Source organism: Caulobacter segnis (genome assembly GCF_003243465.1).
Classification (GTDB): Bacteria; Pseudomonadota; Alphaproteobacteria; order Caulobacterales; family Caulobacteraceae; genus Caulobacter; species Caulobacter segnis_A.
This window is the reverse complement of record NZ_QFQZ01000009.1, coordinates 25,847-43,046: the sequence shown is the minus strand read 5'-3', so window position 1 is coordinate 43,046 and position 17,200 is coordinate 25,847. Positions and strand designations below refer to the sequence as shown.

At 67.3% G+C, this 17,200-nt stretch carries 14 protein-coding genes; 9 read left to right on the top strand and 5 right to left on the bottom strand.

The genetic code is table 11. The annotated features are described in order from the left end of the window. Position 1: 1 nt before the first annotated feature. Complete coding sequence (locus DI526_RS04875) at positions 2-1,210, bottom strand: class I SAM-dependent methyltransferase (RefSeq protein WP_304274784.1); 1,209 nt, start codon at positions 1,208-1,210, stop codon at positions 2-4. Between the two features lie 303 nt (positions 1,211-1,513). On the opposite strand from DI526_RS04875, the gene DI526_RS04870 reads away from it, so the two are divergent. After that, positions 1,514-3,043, top strand: coding sequence for an aldehyde dehydrogenase (locus DI526_RS04870; RefSeq protein ID WP_304274781.1), 1,530 nt, complete (start codon positions 1,514-1,516; stop codon positions 3,041-3,043). A 29-nt stretch (positions 3,044-3,072) separates the two neighbouring features. After that, positions 3,073-4,584 carry an aldehyde dehydrogenase gene (locus DI526_RS04865; protein ID WP_304274778.1) on the top strand — a complete coding sequence of 504 codons (1,512 nt, stop codon included), beginning with the start codon at positions 3,073-3,075 and terminating at the stop codon, positions 4,582-4,584. Between the two features lie 75 nt (positions 4,585-4,659). On the opposite strand, the gene DI526_RS04860 is transcribed toward DI526_RS04865, so the two are convergent. Together DI526_RS04860 and DI526_RS04855 are read right to left on the bottom strand one after the other, a co-directional pair. Continuing rightward, positions 4,660-6,060, bottom strand: a complete 1,401-nt coding sequence (locus tag DI526_RS04860; RefSeq protein ID WP_304274776.1) for an MFS transporter — start codon at positions 6,058-6,060, stop codon at positions 4,660-4,662. A 114-nt stretch (positions 6,061-6,174) separates the two neighbouring features. Beyond that, positions 6,175-8,352: a TonB-dependent receptor gene (locus DI526_RS04855; protein ID WP_304274773.1), complete on the bottom strand. Its 2,178-nt coding sequence runs from the start codon at positions 8,350-8,352 to the stop codon at positions 6,175-6,177. Positions 8,353-8,834: 482 nt separating this feature from the next. Here DI526_RS04855 and DI526_RS04850 point away from each other — a divergent pair, with 482 nt between their 5' ends. Beyond that, positions 8,835-9,632 carry a helix-turn-helix domain-containing protein gene (locus DI526_RS04850; protein WP_304274772.1) on the top strand — a complete coding sequence of 266 codons (798 nt, stop codon included), beginning with the start codon at positions 8,835-8,837 and terminating at the stop codon, positions 9,630-9,632. A gap of 87 nt (positions 9,633-9,719) precedes the next feature. On the opposite strand, the gene DI526_RS04845 is transcribed toward DI526_RS04850, so the two are convergent. Further along, positions 9,720-10,634, bottom strand: coding sequence for a hypothetical protein (locus DI526_RS04845; RefSeq protein WP_304274769.1), 915 nt, complete (start codon positions 10,632-10,634; stop codon positions 9,720-9,722). A 78-nt stretch (positions 10,635-10,712) separates the two neighbouring features. Further along, positions 10,713-11,459: a hypothetical protein gene (locus tag DI526_RS04840; protein ID WP_304274766.1), complete on the bottom strand. Its 747-nt coding sequence runs from the start codon at positions 11,457-11,459 to the stop codon at positions 10,713-10,715. A 181-nt stretch (positions 11,460-11,640) separates the two neighbouring features. Here DI526_RS04840 and DI526_RS04835 point away from each other — a divergent pair, with 181 nt between their 5' ends. From DI526_RS04835 to DI526_RS04810, 6 genes are read left to right on the top strand one after another with little or no spacing between them, the layout of a single operon-like run. Continuing rightward, a complete protein-coding gene (locus DI526_RS04835; RefSeq protein ID WP_304274763.1) occupies positions 11,641-11,928 on the top strand; it encodes a DUF1330 domain-containing protein in 288 nt (95 codons plus the stop codon). Between the two features lie 35 nt (positions 11,929-11,963). Next, the gene (locus tag DI526_RS04830) at positions 11,964-13,166 is read left to right on the top strand and encodes an NAD(P)/FAD-dependent oxidoreductase (protein ID WP_304274761.1); all 1,203 of its coding nucleotides are present in this window, start codon (positions 11,964-11,966) and stop codon (positions 13,164-13,166) included. Next, the gene (leuC, locus tag DI526_RS04825) at positions 13,163-14,596 is read left to right on the top strand and encodes a 3-isopropylmalate dehydratase large subunit (RefSeq protein WP_304274758.1); all 1,434 of its coding nucleotides are present in this window, start codon (positions 13,163-13,165) and stop codon (positions 14,594-14,596) included. Before DI526_RS04830 ends, leuC begins: the two co-directional genes overlap by 4 nt. Positions 14,597-14,600: 4 nt before the next feature. Next, entirely contained in the window at positions 14,601-15,200 is a 600-nt protein-coding gene (gene leuD, locus DI526_RS04820; protein WP_304274755.1) for a 3-isopropylmalate dehydratase small subunit, read from the top strand. Beyond that, a complete protein-coding gene (locus DI526_RS04815; protein WP_304274752.1) occupies positions 15,197-16,060 on the top strand; it encodes an oxaloacetate decarboxylase in 864 nt (287 codons plus the stop codon). Before leuD ends, DI526_RS04815 begins: the two co-directional genes overlap by 4 nt. Further along, positions 16,057-17,196, top strand: a complete 1,140-nt coding sequence (locus DI526_RS04810; RefSeq protein WP_304274749.1) for an alcohol dehydrogenase catalytic domain-containing protein — start codon at positions 16,057-16,059, stop codon at positions 17,194-17,196. The genes DI526_RS04815 and DI526_RS04810 overlap by 4 nt, the downstream gene beginning before the upstream one ends. The last annotated feature ends 4 nt before the right edge of the window (positions 17,197-17,200 follow it).

Sequence of the window (17,200 nt, the reverse complement as noted above, 5' to 3'; positions counted from 1 at the left end):
ATCAGAGCTTTTGGGCGATCAGGACTTCCCAGCCCCCGCCCGGCGCGAACTCACCGGCGGTGAACTCGCGATCATTGACGGCTTCGGCCGCCTCCTGGCTGTAGCCGTCGGCGGCCTGGGCGAACTCCATCACCGCCATCGGGGCGGTGTCGAAGCGAATGGTCTCGGCCGGGAAGCCGGCGTCCTTGGCGAGCTGGATCTGGTCCATCTCGCGCATCGCGCCCCAGAAAGGCTCGTTGTTGTAGTAGGTCTCGTTGTCCAGGATGAACTGGGTGAACGGGTCCATCAGGTCGAACGGCGGCAGGTCGGCGTGGATCATGAAGCCGCCCTTGGTCAGCACACGATGACACTCCTTGAAGATCTTCGGCATGGCCTTGCCCGAGGTCTCGTGCAGCAGGATGTGGCTGACGACCAGGTCGAAATGATCGTCCGGGAAATCGATCGCCTCGGCGTTACCTTGGACGAAGTTGACGTCATAGCCCATGGCGCCCGCCCGGGCGTGGCCGTAGCGGACCTGGGCTTCCGCAACGTCCATCGCCCACACCTCGGCGTCGGGGAACAGCTCCTTGTACGGCAGGGTCGAGTGACCGACCGTGCAGCCCAGGTCGAGGATGCGCTTTGGCGAGAAGCCGTCCAGGCGACGCTTGACGTAGTTGCAGACCGAGCGACCCATGTCGTCGTTGTCGGGCCCGGTGTAGCCCATGGCGTAAAGGAACACGCCCCGGTCATAGAGCACGCCCAGACCGACCGAGTCGCCGCCCGGACGACCGGCGTAGCCGCCGGGCATGCAGTGGATGTCCAGGGCGCTGACGTAGCGCGGAACCTTGAAATCCTCCGGAATGACCAGCTTGCCGGCGTTCTTGGCGGAATTGGCTTCAGCCTTGGTCTTCAGCTCAGGGAGTTGGGCGTCAATGCTGTCGATCACCGAATCCCACAGCAGCTCCTGGCTGATCCGGTTCACGGCCGCGTAGTGCTGGAAGTAGGGGTCGGGGACCATCGCCTTGCGGATGTCGTGGCGATCGGCGGGCGCTCGACCGGTCTCGACCTCGAACTTCTTGGCGGCGCGGGCGCGGTAGACCGGACCCAGGCCCGGCAGGATGCTGGACTGAATGAATTGCTTCAGGCTCTTGGTGAATTCCTGGCGCGACGCCTCGTCCGGCGTCGCGACCGGCAGCATGTCGTGCTGCGCCTGCTGGAATGTGTTGAGCATCTGAATACGCGCTCCCGCCGCCTATACCGTGCCGCTGACACTGGCCTTGGGGGGCGTGGGAACAACGGCTATGTCCGGACTATCCACTAGGCGAGCGCCAAGACAAGCGCCGCTCGGAGGGTGAGGCGCCATCATTCCAAAGACGTCGCCGACTCGGGCATATGGCCAAGCTAAGGCCGTATTCGCGCTGCGAACATTGACGGTCCTGACCCTTACGTGTCCGCCAGGGTTGTCCAAGGTCTCGCACGCGCGCCGGGCATTAAGAGTTTGGGCGCGGCGTGAGTTTTGAGAGGACTGTCCGACGTGACGACGACCGACACCCTGGAAGCCAAGCCCTTCGGCGGTCACAAGCCCGCCCCCGCCACGCTGGCCTTCCTCTCGGCCCGTCACGGGCTGCTGATCGACGGCGCCTGGACGGACGGCGCCAAGGGCGAGCGCATTGAGACGGTCGACCCCGGCACGGGCCTTGTTCTGACCTCGGTCGCGGCCGGCGACGCCTCGGACATCGACCGCGCGGTCGCGGCGGCGCGGCGTGCGTTCGAAGGCCCCTGGGGCCGCACGACCGGCGCTGAGCGCTCTCGCCTGCTGACTCGCCTGGCGCAGCTGATCGCGCGCGACGCCGATCTGTTCTTCGAGCTGGAGATCCTGGACAACGGCATGCCCGCGGCGCTGTCGCGGATGATCGTCGACGGCGCGGTGGACCTGATCGACTACTACGCCGGCGCGGCCCGCCGGATCGAGGGTACGACCACCGCCCCGCCCGAGCATCTGGTGGCTTTCGGCGGCGAAGCCCTGACCTACACGACGCGCGAAGCCGTGGGCGTGGTCGGCCAGATCATCCCCTGGAACGTGCCGCTGTCGATGGCCTGCCTAAAGCTGGCTCCGGCCCTGGCCGCCGGCTGCGCCGTGGTGCTCAAACCCGCCGAGGAGACGCCGCTTTCGGCCCTGCACCTGGGCAAGCTGATCCAGGAGGCCGGCTTCCCGAACGGCGTGGTCAACGTCGTCAACGGTCGCGGCGAGACCGCGGGCGCGGCGCTGGTCGCTCATCCCGACGTCGACAAGATCGCCTTCACCGGCTCGACCGAGGTAGGCCGCCTGATCGTGCGCGAAGCCGCGACCACCATGAAGAAGGTCTCTCTGGAACTAGGCGGCAAGTCGCCTGTGGTGGTCTTCGCGGACGCGGACCTTGATCTGGCCGGTCCGGGCGTCGCCATGGCGACCTTCTTCCTGCAAGGCCAGAACTGTATGGCCGGCACCCGCATCTTCGTCCACGAGACGATCCACGACGCCCTGGTCGAGCGCATCAAGGCCTTCGCCGGCGCGATGAAGGTCGGCCATGGCCTGGACCCGACCAACCAGTTCGGCCCGCTGATCTCGGCGGGGCACCGGGCCCGCGTCCTCCAGCGCATCGAGGAGGCCAAGGCCTCGGGCGCGGAGCTCGTCCTGGGCGGCGCGCCGCTGGACGGCCCCGGCTTCTTCGTCCCGCCGACCATCTTCACCCGCACCAAGCCGGACATGAAGGTTTGGCGCGAGGAAATCTTCGGCCCCGTCATGTCTATCCAGACCTTCGGCGACGAGGACCTGGACGCCCTGGCGCGGCGGGTGAACGACAGCCCCTTCGGCCTGTCTGGCAGCGTCTGGACGCGCGACCTCTCGACCGCCCACCGCATGGCCGCCCGCATCCGCTCCGGCCACGTCTCGATCAACTGCCACGGCGCCGTGGCCTCGAACATCCCGTTCGGCGGCTACAAGGAGTCCGGCTGGGGTCGCGAGTTCGGCCGCGAGGGCCTGGACCTCTATCTCGAAACCAAGGCCGTCACGGCCCGTCTCTGATACCCTTTCTCACGCACGGAGAGTCCGCGGTGACCGCCATCCTCGAAGCCGTCCGCCCCGCCAGCGCCCGCGCCCAGGCGCTGCTGGCGTCCCCTGAGACCTTCGGCTTGCTGATCGATGGTCAGTGGGTCCAGTGCAAGGCCGGCGCCACCCTGCCCTCGCTGGACCCGGCCACGGGTCAGGTCCTGGCCAATATCGTCGACGCCGGCCCCGAGGACGTCGACGCCGCGGTCGCCGCCGCCCGCCGCGCCTTCGACGGCTGGGCCGGCATGGTCCCCGGCCAGCGCGCCGCCATCCTGTGGCGCATCGCCGACCTGATCGAGGCCAATATCGACGAGCTGTCCGAGCTTGAGACCCTCGACCAGGGCAAGGCCCTGTATGTCGGCCGCTGGGCCGAGATCCCCGGCGCCGTGGCCCAGTTCCGCTACTACGCGGGACAGGCGATGGCGATCGAGGGCCGGACCATCACCACGTCCGTGACCTACCAGCCCGCGGGTAAGGAGGTGTCGGCCTGGACCCTGCGCGAGCCGGTCGGGGTTGTCGCCGCCATCGTGCCCTGGAACTCGCCTCTGGTGCTGACGGCCATGAAGCTGGCCCCCGCCCTGGCCGCCGGCTGCACCGTCGTGCTGAAGCCCGCCGAGGACACCTCGCTGACCGCCCTGCGCCTGGGCGAGCTGATGCAGGAAGCCGGCCTGCCGCCGGGCGTGCTGAACATCGTCACGGGCCGCGGCGCGACCTGCGGCTCGGTCCTGGCGGCTCACAAGGACGTCGACAAGGTGGCCTTCACCGGCTCGACCGCCACCGGCCGGGCGATCCTCGACGCCTCGAAGGGCAACCTCAAGCGCGTGACGCTGGAGCTGGGCGGCAAGTCGCCGGTCATCGTGCTGGACGACGCCGACCTTGAACTCGCCATTCCCGGCGTCGCCAACGCCATCTTCTTCAATGGTGGCCAGGTCTGCGTCGCCGGCTCGCGCGCCTATGTCCACGCCTCGATCTACGACAGGGTCCTCGAGGGCCTCGCCGCCCAGGCCAAGGGCATCCAACTAGGCCACGGCTTGAACCCCGGCAGCCACATGGGCCCCCTGGTCTCTCTCAAGCAGGCCGAGCGGGTCGAAGGCTTCGTGCAGCGCGCCCGCGCCGACGGGGCTTCGATCGTGGCCGGCGGCGAGCGCCTGGGCCCCTACGGCACCTTCGTGGCGCCGACCGTGGTCGCCGAGGTCAAGCCGTCGATGGAGATCGTCCGCGAAGAGGTGTTCGGCCCGGTGCTCGCCGTCCAGCGCTTCGACGACGTCAACGACGTCATCGCCCAGGCCAATGACAGCGACTACGGCCTGGCCGCCAGCCTCTGGACGACCTCGCTGTCGCACGCCCACCGGCTTTCGCGCCGCATCCAGGCCGGGACGGTCTGGATCAACACTCACTCGATGTACGACTGCAGCCTGCCGATCGGCGGCGTGAAGCAGTCCGGCTACGGCCGCGACAGCGGCCTGGCGGCCCTGGACAACTACCTGGAATGGAAGACGGTCTGCGCCGTCGTCTGATCCGGCGAGCTCATCCAGACAGAAAAAGGCCAGGCTCCTCGCGGAGCCTGGCCTTTTCCTTGTCCGCTTGGACCATCAGCCTCGGCTTGGCTCCAGGTCGGCCGGCTTCAGGTGATAGGCTCGGATGACCAGCAGGCTCAGCAGCACGAAGGCCGCGGGGACCAGCGAGTAGTTGACGAGGATCCCGCGCAGCGCCGAAGCGCCCTGGGCCACGGCGCCGCCATGCGAAGCATGGAATCCCGCCGCCGATAGCACGATCCCGCCCAGGAACGGCCCGACCGCGTAGGCCAGCTTCTCCGACGCCGAGAACACGCCAGTCAGCGCGCCTTCGCTGGAACGGCCGTTGCGGACACGGTCATAGACCACCGCGTCGGTCAGCATCGACTGGGCCATCAGGAAGAAGCCCGCGTTCAGGACCCCGATCAGCGGGGCACGGACCAGGGCCAGGATCTGCTCGCCGGTGACGTCGCCGAGCATCGGCAGGTGCGCCACGATCGGGCCGCCCGGCTTGGCCAGGAGCCAGGTGAAGGTCAACAGCGCCCAGACAAAGGCCGAGAGCGTGAAGGTCTCGCGCTTGCCGATCTTGCGCGACAGCCAGACCCAAAGCGGCTGGCTCCCCACCGAACCGACGCTCATCAGCAGAATGAACGGGATGAGCAGGGTGACGTTGCCGAGCACGAACAGGAACATCAGGGCCACGGCCCCATAGCTGGCGGCCTGGCCGACGCTCTGGATAAAGAAGGCCGCCAACAGGGCGCGGAACGGCGGGTTGGACCAGGCCGTGGCCATCTGGGCCAGGAACGGCTGGGGCTCGCCGCTGGCCGGGGCGACGGTGCGACGGGCGACCACGACCGGAGCCAGCATCGAGGCCAAACACAACAAGGCGAACAAGCCGCCCATGGCCGTCCAGCCCTTGGCGCCGCCACCGGCCCAGCCAATCAGCGGCTGGGCGAAGCCGACGCCCGCGATGACGCCCACCATGGTGAAGACAATGCGCCAGGCCAGGATCTTGGTCCGCACATGGGTGTCGGTCGTCATCTCCGAAGCCAGGGCCATGTAGGGCACCAGGTAGGCGCTGAAGGCCGTCGAGGTCAGGGTATAGATCAGAGACACCCAGATGGCCGTCTTGACCTCGCTGTCCAGGGTGACCGGCAGGAACAGGATGAAGAAGCCCAGGGCCGTCAGCGGTCCGCCGACCAGCAGGAACGGGGCGCGGCCCCAGCTGGCCTTCTTGCGGTCCGACCACGATCCGACCAGCGGATCGCACAGGATGATCCACAGCTTCGGGATCAGGATCGCCAGACCCGCCAGCCACGGCGATATTCCCAGCATGGTGGTCATGAACAGCGGCAGCAGCACGGTGGGGCTGTCGCGCACGATCTGCGCCCCGACCTGCCCGGCGCCGTAGAGCACCATGCGCCCCGTGCTGACCGCAGGTGAAGATGGGCTGGATCCGCCCGAATACGAATAGGTCACGCCAGTCTCCCGAATGGGCGGAAACAGAGTCGCGCCCAAGAGGGCCGAGCCTCCTGAGCGCGCATGAAAAGGCAAGTCCAAAGGCCGCCGCCCCCGCCGCGACCCAGGTCCTGGTCAATACTTGTAGCGAACGCGCAGGCTCCACTTGGCAGGATCGACCGCCTGGCACCAGTTGGCGACGCCGGCGATGAACACCGCGCAAGAGTTGTAGTAGTTCTCGTTGGTCACGTTCTTGCCTTCGACGCCCACCGACCAATGCGCGTCCGGCGAGGTCAGGGTCAGCGAGGTGTTGGCTTGGCCATTGCCGCTGATCAGACCGATCGCGCCGTTTGTCGCCTCGGAAAACCAGCGGCTGCGGAAGGCGTAGTCGGCTGCAAGGGTCAGGGCCCAGCCGTCGAAGGCGGCAGGCTCGACCTTCCAGGACGCGCCCAATTGCCCCTGCCACTTCGAGATCAGCGGCAGCTCGGTGGCGCCGGCCTGGGCGGCCGAGGTGTTGGGCCCCAGCTCGTCGTACTTCGCATCCGTGTAGGCGAGGTTGGCGAACAGGTTCAGGTTGCGCGTCGGCGTCACCGCGAACTCGAGCTCGACGCCCGAGATCGTCGCCTTGGCCGCATTCTCGGTGATGTTCGAGCCGTTGCGCAGCGCGCTTTCCTGCAGGTCGCTGATCTTCTGGGTGTAGGCCGCCAGGTTCAGCTTGCCGCGCCGGTCCCAGAACTCGGCCTTGGCGCCGGCCTCGTAGGACCAGTTGTATTCCGGCTGATAAGGCGCCCCGAACAGGGTCGGATTGGCGATCATCAGACCGTTGAAGCTGCCCGAACGATAGCCGCGCGAGACCACGCCATACAGCATCACATCGTCCGACACCTGGTACTGCACGCTGACCTTCGGGGTGGCGGCGTTGGCCTTCTGGTCCCGGCTGACAGACGCGAGGGTCAGCGGGAACGCAAAGCCGTTCTGGATGACGCCGTCGAAGTGCTTGTCGTCCTTGCCGTAGCGCAGGCCGGCGGTGATCGTCAGGTCGTCCGTCAGCTTGTAGTCGCCCTGGCCGTAGAGCGCATAGCTCTTGCTATCCACCCACATGGAGGTCGGCAGCAGCTGAAACGCCGTGGCGCCGAAGATCCCCGGACCGAAGGTGTCGCGCAGCGACTGCTTGGCGTCCTCGTGGAAGTAGAAGGCGCCGACGATCCAGTTCAGGCGGTCGGTCCCGCCCAGCGCCTGGAACTCCTGCGTGAACTGCTGTGACGTGGCGCTGCTGCTGCGCAGGAAGCCGGCTACCGGCTGGGTCGGGTTGAACAGCAGGGCGCCGCCGGTGAAGTCCAGGGTCCAGTCGTCGTCGAGCGTGTTGTAGGCGGTGATCGACTTGACCTTGAACGCGCCGAAGTCGTAGCCGACGTGGGCCGAGACCGAGCCGCGGGTGTTATCACCGTCGCCGTGGACAGGGCTGAAGTAGGCGCCATAGCCGCCGCCGTTCAGGACCTTGCCAGCGTTGTCCACTGGCGTGAAATGCTGGCCGTCGGAACCGGTGCTCTCGTACGTTCCTGACAGCTTGACCTCCCAAGGTCCGCCATTGATCAGCCCCAGCGCGCCGTGGACACCCCAATTGTAGCTGTCGCCGATGCGCTCGCCCGTCACGCTGTGCTTCTGCCAGCCGCCCTGCGAGCCGTACATCGCCGAGAAGGCGCCCGCCCAGTGATCGGAGATCGGCGCGCCGCCCGTGACCTTGACCTGCTCCTTCTTGTAGCTGCCCACCGCGCCCTCGGCGGTGAGCCAGGTCTTGCCGTCCGGCTGGCGCGTGACGAACTTGACGGCGCCGGTCATCGAATTGCGGCCGTACAGCGTGCCCTGCGGTCCGCGCAGGACTTCGATCCGCTCGATGTCGGCCAGGCCGAAATTGGCGGCCGACAGGCGCGATTGGTAGACGTCGTCGATGTAGAGGCCGACCGGCGACTCCGAGGTGACGATACCTCCGGTCAGGTCCTGGGCGCCGCGAAGGGCGATGGCCAGGGCCGACGGTGAGGCGGTCACCTGCTTGATGAAGAGGCTCGGCACCGCACGCCCCAGGTTCTCCACCTGGGCGATCTGCTGTTGCGCCAACTGCTCCCCGCCCAGGGCGCTGACTGCGACCGGCGTCTTCTGCAGGTTCTGTTCGCGACGCTGGGCGGTGATGACCAGATCCGGCAAGGCCCAGGAGTCGGCGGCGGTGGCGCTCGGGTTCTGAGAAGCTTGCTCCGCGCCCCAGGCGGCCGGCGCGGACAGGGTCAAGGCAGACGCTAGAAGAAGGGCACGACGCATGAAGATCTCCGCGCGCTCGGTTAATGTCGCGCTACTCTTCGCGAGGCCTTGACGTTGTTGTGGCTGGCAGCCGCCCCCTATCCGATAGGCGATAAGCCAAGCGTCGTTCCGACGATCTAAGCCTTGGAATTTACCGCTCGCATCGCCGCAAAGCCCGGTTCAAGGCGGCGCCGAGGTTCGTGGATACGTACGTTCCGCCAGACGGATACGCGCCAGGCGGATCTTGACCTTTATCAAGGCCTTGACCGAGCGAGACGCGCGCTGAAGCCATGTTGCAACGAGGAATTGATCCCCATCGCGACATTCGCTCAGCGAGAACGGCTGGCCGCGTTTATCCGCTAGGCGGATAGTTGTAAGCTGGCGTTTCAGGCGCCGGCGCCGAGGCCTTGCGCATGTTCGGCCAAGTGCTCACGGTGTGGATAAGAAGCGGCCGGAAGGCCGCCACGCGACCATATGCTCGCGAAATCAAGAGGAGGTGACGCATGGAACGTGGAGTTCCCATCCGTTCGATTAGCCGTTGCATGTCGGTGCTTCAGGCGATCAATCGTCACGGCTCTCTGTCTCTGATGGAGATCGCCCAGGCGGCCAAGGTCCCGTATCCCACGGCCTGCCGCATCGTTCAGACTTTGCTGCACGAGGGCTTCATCGAGCGAGAGCCGGATCGCAAACGCTATCGTCCGACCGTGCTCGTCCTGTCGCTGGCCAATGGCTTCCAGGTCCACGATCGCCTGATCCAGGCGTCGCGCCGGTATATTGTCGACCTGACCTACAAGCATAATTGGCCGCTTTCGGTCGTGACCCGGGTCGGCCAGTCGATGGTGGTGCGGGACTCGACGCACGCCCTGACCTCCCGAACCTTCTCGAACTACTACCCAGGCTTCACCTTGCCGATCCTGGAGTGCGCGTCCGGTCGCGCCTACATCGCCCACGCCGGCGCCGAGGAAAGAGAGACGATCCTGAACGGCGTGCGGACTCTGCCCGGCGCGACCGATCCTCAGACCCTCACGCTGTTCGAAAGCGACGTGGTCCTGAACGAGATCCGACGTGACGGCTACGCCACCAAGGGGCGGAACTTCCACAATGCGACCCCAGGGCGGACGGCCTCGATCGCCGTGCCGATCTTCGATGAGGACGAGTTGGTCGGCGCACTGACGATGGTGTTCTTCGCCTCGGCGATGAAGATGTCCGAAGCGGTCGAACGCTACGTTCCGGACATGAAGGCCGCCGCCGAACGGATCGGTCTGGATCTCGCGTCTGGCATGCACCGCATCGCCGCCTGAAGTCCCGGACGCGATGCGAAAATAGAGAAGCCCCGGACCGATGGTCCGGGGCTTCTTCGTGGCCGGCATTCTTACCCCGCAACGGCGTCAGCGGATCTGGCCCGGGATATGACCCTCGTGGTTCTGCAGGTACCAGTCCGCGATCTCCTCGCGCGTGGCCCACCAGACGCCCGGCAGGGACTGCGCGTGGGCGATGAACTCGCGGAGGGCGCGGATGCGGTGCGCGCGGCCCGACACGTGCGGGTGCAGGCCGACATTCATGATCCGCGCGGTCTTGGCGCCCTCGGCGTAGAGCACATCCAGCTCCTCGATCAGGGCGTCGCGGAACTCGTCGGTCGTATAGTTCTTGCGGGTGATGAAGGTGAAGTCGTTGATCTCGTTCGAGTACGGCACCGAGACGATCGGACCGTTCTCGGTGCGGATCATGTACGGCTGGTCGTCATTCATGATGTCGCAATAGAACTTGCAGCCGTACTCGGCCAGGAGGCCGGCGGTATTCAGCGTGCTGCGCAGGCTGGACGACAGCCAGCCCGCCGACTTGCGCCCCGTGTACTTTTCAAACTGAGCCAGGGTGCGCAGGACCAGGTCGCGCTCGCGCTCCGGGTCCTTGGCGAAGTTGGTCAGAAGCTCGCCCTGCTCCCAGTTGTGGGCGAGAAGCTCCCAGCCGCGCTCCAGGACGGCGTCGGTCATCGCCTTGCGGCGCTCGAAGGTGACGGCGTTGGTCGTGCAGGACGCCTTTGCGCCCATCTCGTCGAACAGCTCGAACAGGCGCCAGATACCCACCCGCTGGCCGTATTCGCGCCAGGTGAAGTTCGGGAAGTCGGGGGTGTCGCCCGGCAGCACGTCCGGCAGGATGGCCGGGCCGCCCGCGTAATAGGGCTTGTCCGTCGGCTTGGTCAGGTCCCAGGTCTCGAGGTTGAACGTCAGGACCAGGGCCACCCGCGCGTCGTTCGGCCAGGTCAGGCGGCCGCGCTGCGGAAGCGGTACGTAATCATATTCCATCTTCAACGTCCCCGATCGGGCCGACACGCCCGGTAATGGCGCCGGAGGACAGGCCGCGCCCGCCCTCCGGAACGAAGTCTAGTGATCCAGCAGCAACGAGCCGAATCCGTCGATCTGGTCCTTGATTCCAGAGCTGCGCAGCGCGTGCCAGTAGGTGGCGGTGTTGATGGCGATCACCGGCTTCTCCAGCCAGAATTCCGCCATCGCCGCGACCTTGGCGAAGGCCAGGTTGGTGCCGCACTGGACAACCGCGTCGGCGCCTTGCGACACCTCTTCGGCCGCGCGCTTCAGGGTGAGCGGCGTCTCGTGGGCGATCTGCATCGGCGAGGGCGACCGCAGGCCTTTGACGGCCGTGACCTCGTAGCCCATGTCTTCGAAAAACTTCTTGACCTGGGCGTCGCCGACCGGGGCGTAGGGCGTCACGACCCCGATCTTCTTGATACCGCCATAGGCTTTCAGCGCTTCGTCGACAGCGACCGAGCCCATGTAGACAGGGCGCCCGCCGGCCCGTTCCTTCACCTTGGCCATCAGCTTCTCGGCGCCGTCGGCTCCGTCCCAGAAGGTCTCGGCCGACATGCCCAGGATCACCGCGCCGGGATCCATGGTGACCGCGGCGTCGATGGCGTCCATCGTCCCGTTACGGATGTTCTGGATCATCTCCATGAAGGTCGCGTCGTCGGTGACCTTGGTGTCGGGGATGATGATCCGCGAGAAATGGTTGGTGACGCCGCGCGGACGCATGTCGTCGTATTCGGGCTGCACGCTCGTGTTGGTCGACGGCGCGACGACCGCGAACTTCATGCGCCATCCCAGAGAGTCGGTCATTTTCCACTCCTTCAGTGGTGACAGTGGCTGCGGTCCAGCGAGGGCATAGCTAGCCGCTGACAGCGCCGCCAAAACGGCTCCACTGGACCGTGACCGCCCTGCGATCAGTCGCCAAATCCGGTCCCCGCCTTCCATCCGGCCCGTTGTTCTTAGGGTGCTGAACATGGCTGGGAGCAGGGTCTTGAGCGCTTACATCGTCGCGACCGTCGACATCACCGACGCCGAACGCTTCGCCCTTTACGCCAAGGGGATCGCGGGTCTCGCAGAGCGCTTTGGCGGCGAGCCGGTGGTCAAGGGCGCGGTGACCGAAGTGCTCGAAGGCGACATCGCCGTGGGCCAACGCGTGGTCGTCACCCGCTTCCCCTGCGTCGAGGACGCCAAGGCCTACATCGCCAGCCCTGAGTACCGCGCGGCCTGCGAGCACCGGAAGGGCGCGGCCGCCGTCGCCATCCGCCTGCTGACCGCCTAACCGCAAGCCCGATCATTCGAAAGCGATTATTCCTGATGAAGCGGACCAAGATTCTCGTTGTGGGCGCAGGCCCTGTCGGCGCGATCGCCGCCTACCGCCTGGCCCTGGCCGGGCTGGAGGTGGCGCTGGTGGAGGCCGACGCCTTCCCGCGCGAGGACATGCGCGCCTCGACCCTGCACCCGCCGACCCTGTCGATGCTGAACGAACTGGGCCTGCTTCAGACCCTGGACGCGCAAGGCTTGCGGGCGCCCGTCTACAACTACCGCAACCGGCGCACGGGCAACGTCCTGGCCTTCGATATGGCCGAGATCGCCGACATGACGCCGTATCCGTACCGGCTGCAGTGCGAGCAGTTCAAGGTCACCCGCCTGATCACCCCGCTGCTGGAGAAGCTGCCGAACGCGCAGATGCTGTTCCAGCGCCGCCTGATCAACTTCACCCAGGACGACGAGGGCGTTACGGCGCATTTCGAGACGCCGTTCGACATCGAGACCTGGCGCGCCGACTACATGATCGGCGCCGACGGGGCCAATTCGATCGTCCGCAAGTGGCTGCAGATCCCGTTCGAGGGCTTCACCTATCCGGAGAAGTTCCTGACTCTCTCGACGGATCATCCGCTCGAGAACGAGATCCCGAACCTCGCAACGGTCAACTATGTGGCCGACCCTGACGAGTGGTGCGTGATCCTGAAGGTGCCGACCTTCTGGCGCGTGCTGGTGCCCGTGCCAGACGAAAGCAGCGACGAACAGATCCTCAGCGAGGACAACAAGACAGCCATCTTCTCGCGCCTGATCGGCCCGGAAAAGGCCCCATCCGTGCGGACCGCCCACCGCACGATTTACCGCGTCCACCAGCGGGTGGCCGAACGCTATCGCCAAGGCCGCGTCATGCTGGCCGGCGACGCCGCGCACCTGAACAATCCGCTGGGCGGCTTCGGCATGAACTCCGGCGTACATGACGCCTGGAACGTCACCGGCAAGCTGATCGAGATCTACAAGGACGGCGGCGACGCCGACGCCCTGCTCGACCGCTACGAACGCCAGCGCCGGACGGTGATGCTGGAGTTCGTCCAGGCCCAGACGATCAAGAACAAGCAGACGATGGAGTCGGCCACCGGCGACGTCACGGCCATGGAACAGGAGCTTTCCGGGCTTCTCGCCGACACCGAGGCTCGCCGCGCCTACCTGAAAAAGCAGGCCATGCTTTCGAGCCTGGAGCGCGAGGCCGCCATCCCATGAGCCAGGCGTCGACGCCCGGCTCGTCGGTGAACGGGCCGGCGACGCTGTACGACAAGCTCTGGGCCGCCCACGTGGTGGCCCAGGGCGACGACGGCCAGACCCTCCTCTATATCGATCGCCATCTCTTGCACGAGGTCAGCACGCCGCAATCGTTCGAGACGCTGCGGAAGACGGGCTCGCCCGTCTGGCGGCCGGAAACACACCTGGCCGTGGCCGATCACGCGGTGCCGACACAGGCGCGCGGCGGGCTCATCGCCGATCCGCAGGCAAGGGCCCAGGTCGCCCTGCTGGCCGCCAACTGCGCCGAGTTCGGGCTCGAGCACCTGGCCTTGGACGGCGAGCGTCAAGGCATTGTCCACGTGATCAGCCCCGAGCAGGGCTTCACCCTGCCGGGCCTGACCCTGGTCTGCGGCGACAGCCACACCGCCACCCACGGCGCGTTCGGGGCGCTGGCCTTCGGCATAGGCGCCAGCGAGTGCGGTGTCGTCATGGCGGTGCAAAGCCTTTGGCAGACCAAGGCCAAGACGATGCGCGTCATGTTCAAGGGCGCCCTCCCCCGCCACGTGACGGCCAAGGACATGGCGCTGGCCTTGATCGCGAGGATCGGCTCGGCCGGCGGCGTCGGCTATGCGATCGAATATGCCGGCGAGGCCGTGCGGAGCCTTTCGATGGAGGGCCGCATGACCCTCTGCAACATGACCATCGAGGCCGGCGCCCGGGTGGGCTTGGTCGCGCCGGACAAGACGACCTTCGCCTATCTCAAGGGCCGCCCGCGCGCCCCGAGCGGCGCGGCGTGGGACGCCGCCGTGGCCCACTGGCGCACCCTGCCCAGCGACCCCGGCGCCGTGTTCGATCGTGAGGTCGAGATCGACGCGGCGACGATCGCGCCTCAGGTCAGCTATGGCGTCAGCCCCGACCAGACCTTCCCGATCGACGGCCACGTGCCCTCGCCCGCCGATCTTCCGGCGGGTCCGGCGCGCGACCAGCTGGCCTCGGCCCTGGGCTACATGGGCCTGGAACCCGGCGCGAAACTGACGGACATCGCCATCGACACCGTCTTCATCGGCAGTTGCACCAACGGGCGCCTTGAAGACCTCCGCGCCGCCGCCGCCATCGCCGCCACCGGCAAGGTCGCCGCCGGCGTGACCGCCCTGGTTGTCCCCGGCTCCACGGCGGTGAAGAAGCAGGCCGAGGCCGAGGGCCTGGACAGGGTGTTTCTCGACGCTGGCTTTCAGTGGCGGCACGCCGGCTGCTCGCTGTGCGTGGCGATGAACGACGACCGGCTGCCGGCCGGCGCCCGCTGCGCCTCCACCTCGAACCGCAACTTCGAGGGCCGCCAGGGCGCAGGCGCCCGCACCCACCTCGTCAGCCCGGCCATGGCCGCCGCCGCCGCCCTGGCCGGCCGCCTGGTCGATGTCCGGAGCCTCTAAAGCCATGGACAAGATCGAAGTCGTCGAAGGTCCGATCGCGCGCCTACCGGCCGCCAATGTCGACACCGACATTATTTACCCCGCCCGCTTCCTGCTGATCACCACGCGCGACGGCCTGGGCAAGCTGGCCTTTCACGACAAGCAGGACGCGCCCGACTACGCGCCGATGTTCGCCGCCCTCGCCAGCGGCGCGCCGATCCTGGTCGCCGGTCCGAACTTCGGTTGCGGGTCCAGCCGCGAGCAGGCGGTCTGGGCGCTGAAGGAAGCCGGCGTGAAGGTCGTGATCGCTCCCAGCTTCGGCGAAATCTTCCAGTCCAACTGCGCCAAGAACGGCGTGCTGGCCATCCGCATGGATGAGGCCGAGGGCCTCCCCTACGGCCTGGAGAGCGGCGCCCTCCTGCAAGTCGATCTGCGCGCCCAGACCCTGGCCGTCGCCGACGGCGTGGCCGCGCCGTTCTCGGTCAATCCCGCCGTGCGCGAAGCCCTGCTGAACGGCTGGGACGACATCGCCCGCATCAAGGCCCTGCACCGGGCCGACATCGAAGCTTTCGAAGCCCGCCGGCGCGTCGCCGAGCCGTGGCTGTTCCCTGGAGACCATCCATGAGCAAGACCGCCGTCCTCAAGCAGAAGCTCGCCGCCGGCAAGTTCTTCGTCGTGCCGGGTGTCCACGACATGATCGCCGCGGTGATGGCCGACCGGGTCGGCTTCGACATCGTCTATGGCACGGGCTACTGGCTGACCGCCTCCGCCTATGGGCTGCCGGACGCGGGCATCGCCACCTACACCCAGATGCTGGATCGGATGGCGACCGTGGCTCGCACGAGCAAGGCCGCGCTGATCGCCGACGCCGACACTGGCTATGGCGGGCTGCTGAACGTCCATCACACGGTCAAGGGGTATGAGGCCGCCGGCGTCAGCGCCATCCAGCTGGAGGACCAGGAGTTCCCCAAGAAGTGCGGCCACACGCCCTTCAAGCGCCTGATCTCCACCCAGGACATGGTCGACAAGATCAAGGTCGCCAAGGACGCCCGCCAGGACATGCTGATCGTCGCCCGTACCGACGCTCGTCAATCGGAAGGCCTGGATGGGACGCTGCGCCGCTTGGAGGCCTATGCCGAAGCCGGCGCCGACGTCCTCTTCCCCGAGGCCCTGACCAGCGAAGAGGAGATGCGAAAGGCTTGCGAGACCTTCGGCAAGCCGGTCATGGCCAACATGGCCAATGGCGGCCTGACGCCGGTGCTGAAGGGCGACGTGCTGGCCGACATCGGCTTCGCCTTCGCCATCTATCCTTCTCTGACCAGCCTGATCGCCGCCTCGGCCATCGAGCAGGCCCTGGTCAAGCTGCGTGACGAGGGCGACGGCGAGCCGGCCGACATGCCCATGTTCAACTTCAAGGCCTTCTGCGAGCTTATCGGCTTCAAGGACGTCTGGGCGTTCGAAGAGAAGTGGGGCGGCAAGCAATGACCAAGACCATCCGTGCGCTGGTTCTGGACGCCTGCGGCTGCTGCGCCCGCCCCTATCGCGACTCCGCGCCGCTGCGGGTCGCCGAGCTGACGCTGGATCCCCCGGGCCCTGGCGAGCTGCTCATCCGCATCGACGCCGCCGGCCTGTGCCACAGCGACCTGTCGGTCGTGAACGGCGATCGTCCGCGCCCGATGCCGATGGCCCTGGGCCACGAGGCGACGGGAATCGTCGAGGTCCTGGGCTCGGCCGATGACCCGGCGTTCAAGGTCGGCGACCGCGTGGTCATGGCGTTCCTGCCGGCCTGCGGCGAGTGCGAGGACTGCGTCGCGGGCGAGAGCTATCTCTGCGGACCCGGCTCGCGCGCCAATGGCGAGGGCCGCATGCTGCGCGGCGGCTCGCGGCTGCGCGAGGGCGACACGCCGATCAAGCATCACCTGGGCGTCTCGGGCTTCGCCGAATACGCCGTGGTCGACCGCCGCTCGGCGGTGAAGATCGACAGCGACGTACCACCCGAGATCGCCGCCCTGTTCGGCTGCGCGGTGCTGACCGGCGTCGGCGCGGTGATGAACAGCGCCAAGGTCCAACCCGGCGAGAGCGTCGTGGTCTACGGCCTGGGCGGCGTCGGCCTGTCGGCCCTGCTGGGCGCGGTCGCCAGCGGCGCCAGCCCGGTGATCGCGATCGACCCCGTCCCCGCCAAGCGCGAACTGGCCCTGAAGCTCGGCGCCGCGGCGGCCTTCGCCCCGGCCGAGGCTGAAGCGGGGATCAAGTCGGTGCTACCGCGCGGCGCGGACGTCGTGATCGAGACCGCCGGCAAGGCCGCCGTTCTGCTGGCCGCCTACGCCGCCGGCCGCCGCGGCGCGCGGATCGTCACCGTCGGCCTGCCCAATCCGGCCGACATGCTGAGCTTCCCCGCCGTATCGCTGGTGGCGGAAGGCAAGACCCTGATCGGCAGCTACATGGGCTCGGCCGTGCCGGCGCGCGACATTCCCAAGTACATCCGCCTCTGGAAAGCCGGCCGGCTGCCGGTCGAGCACCTGCTCACCTCGCAAAGCCCTCTTTCGGACATCAACCGCCTGCTGGACGCCCTGGAGGACGGCTCGGCCATCCGCCAGATCCTGCTGCCGCACGGCGCCTGAAAGA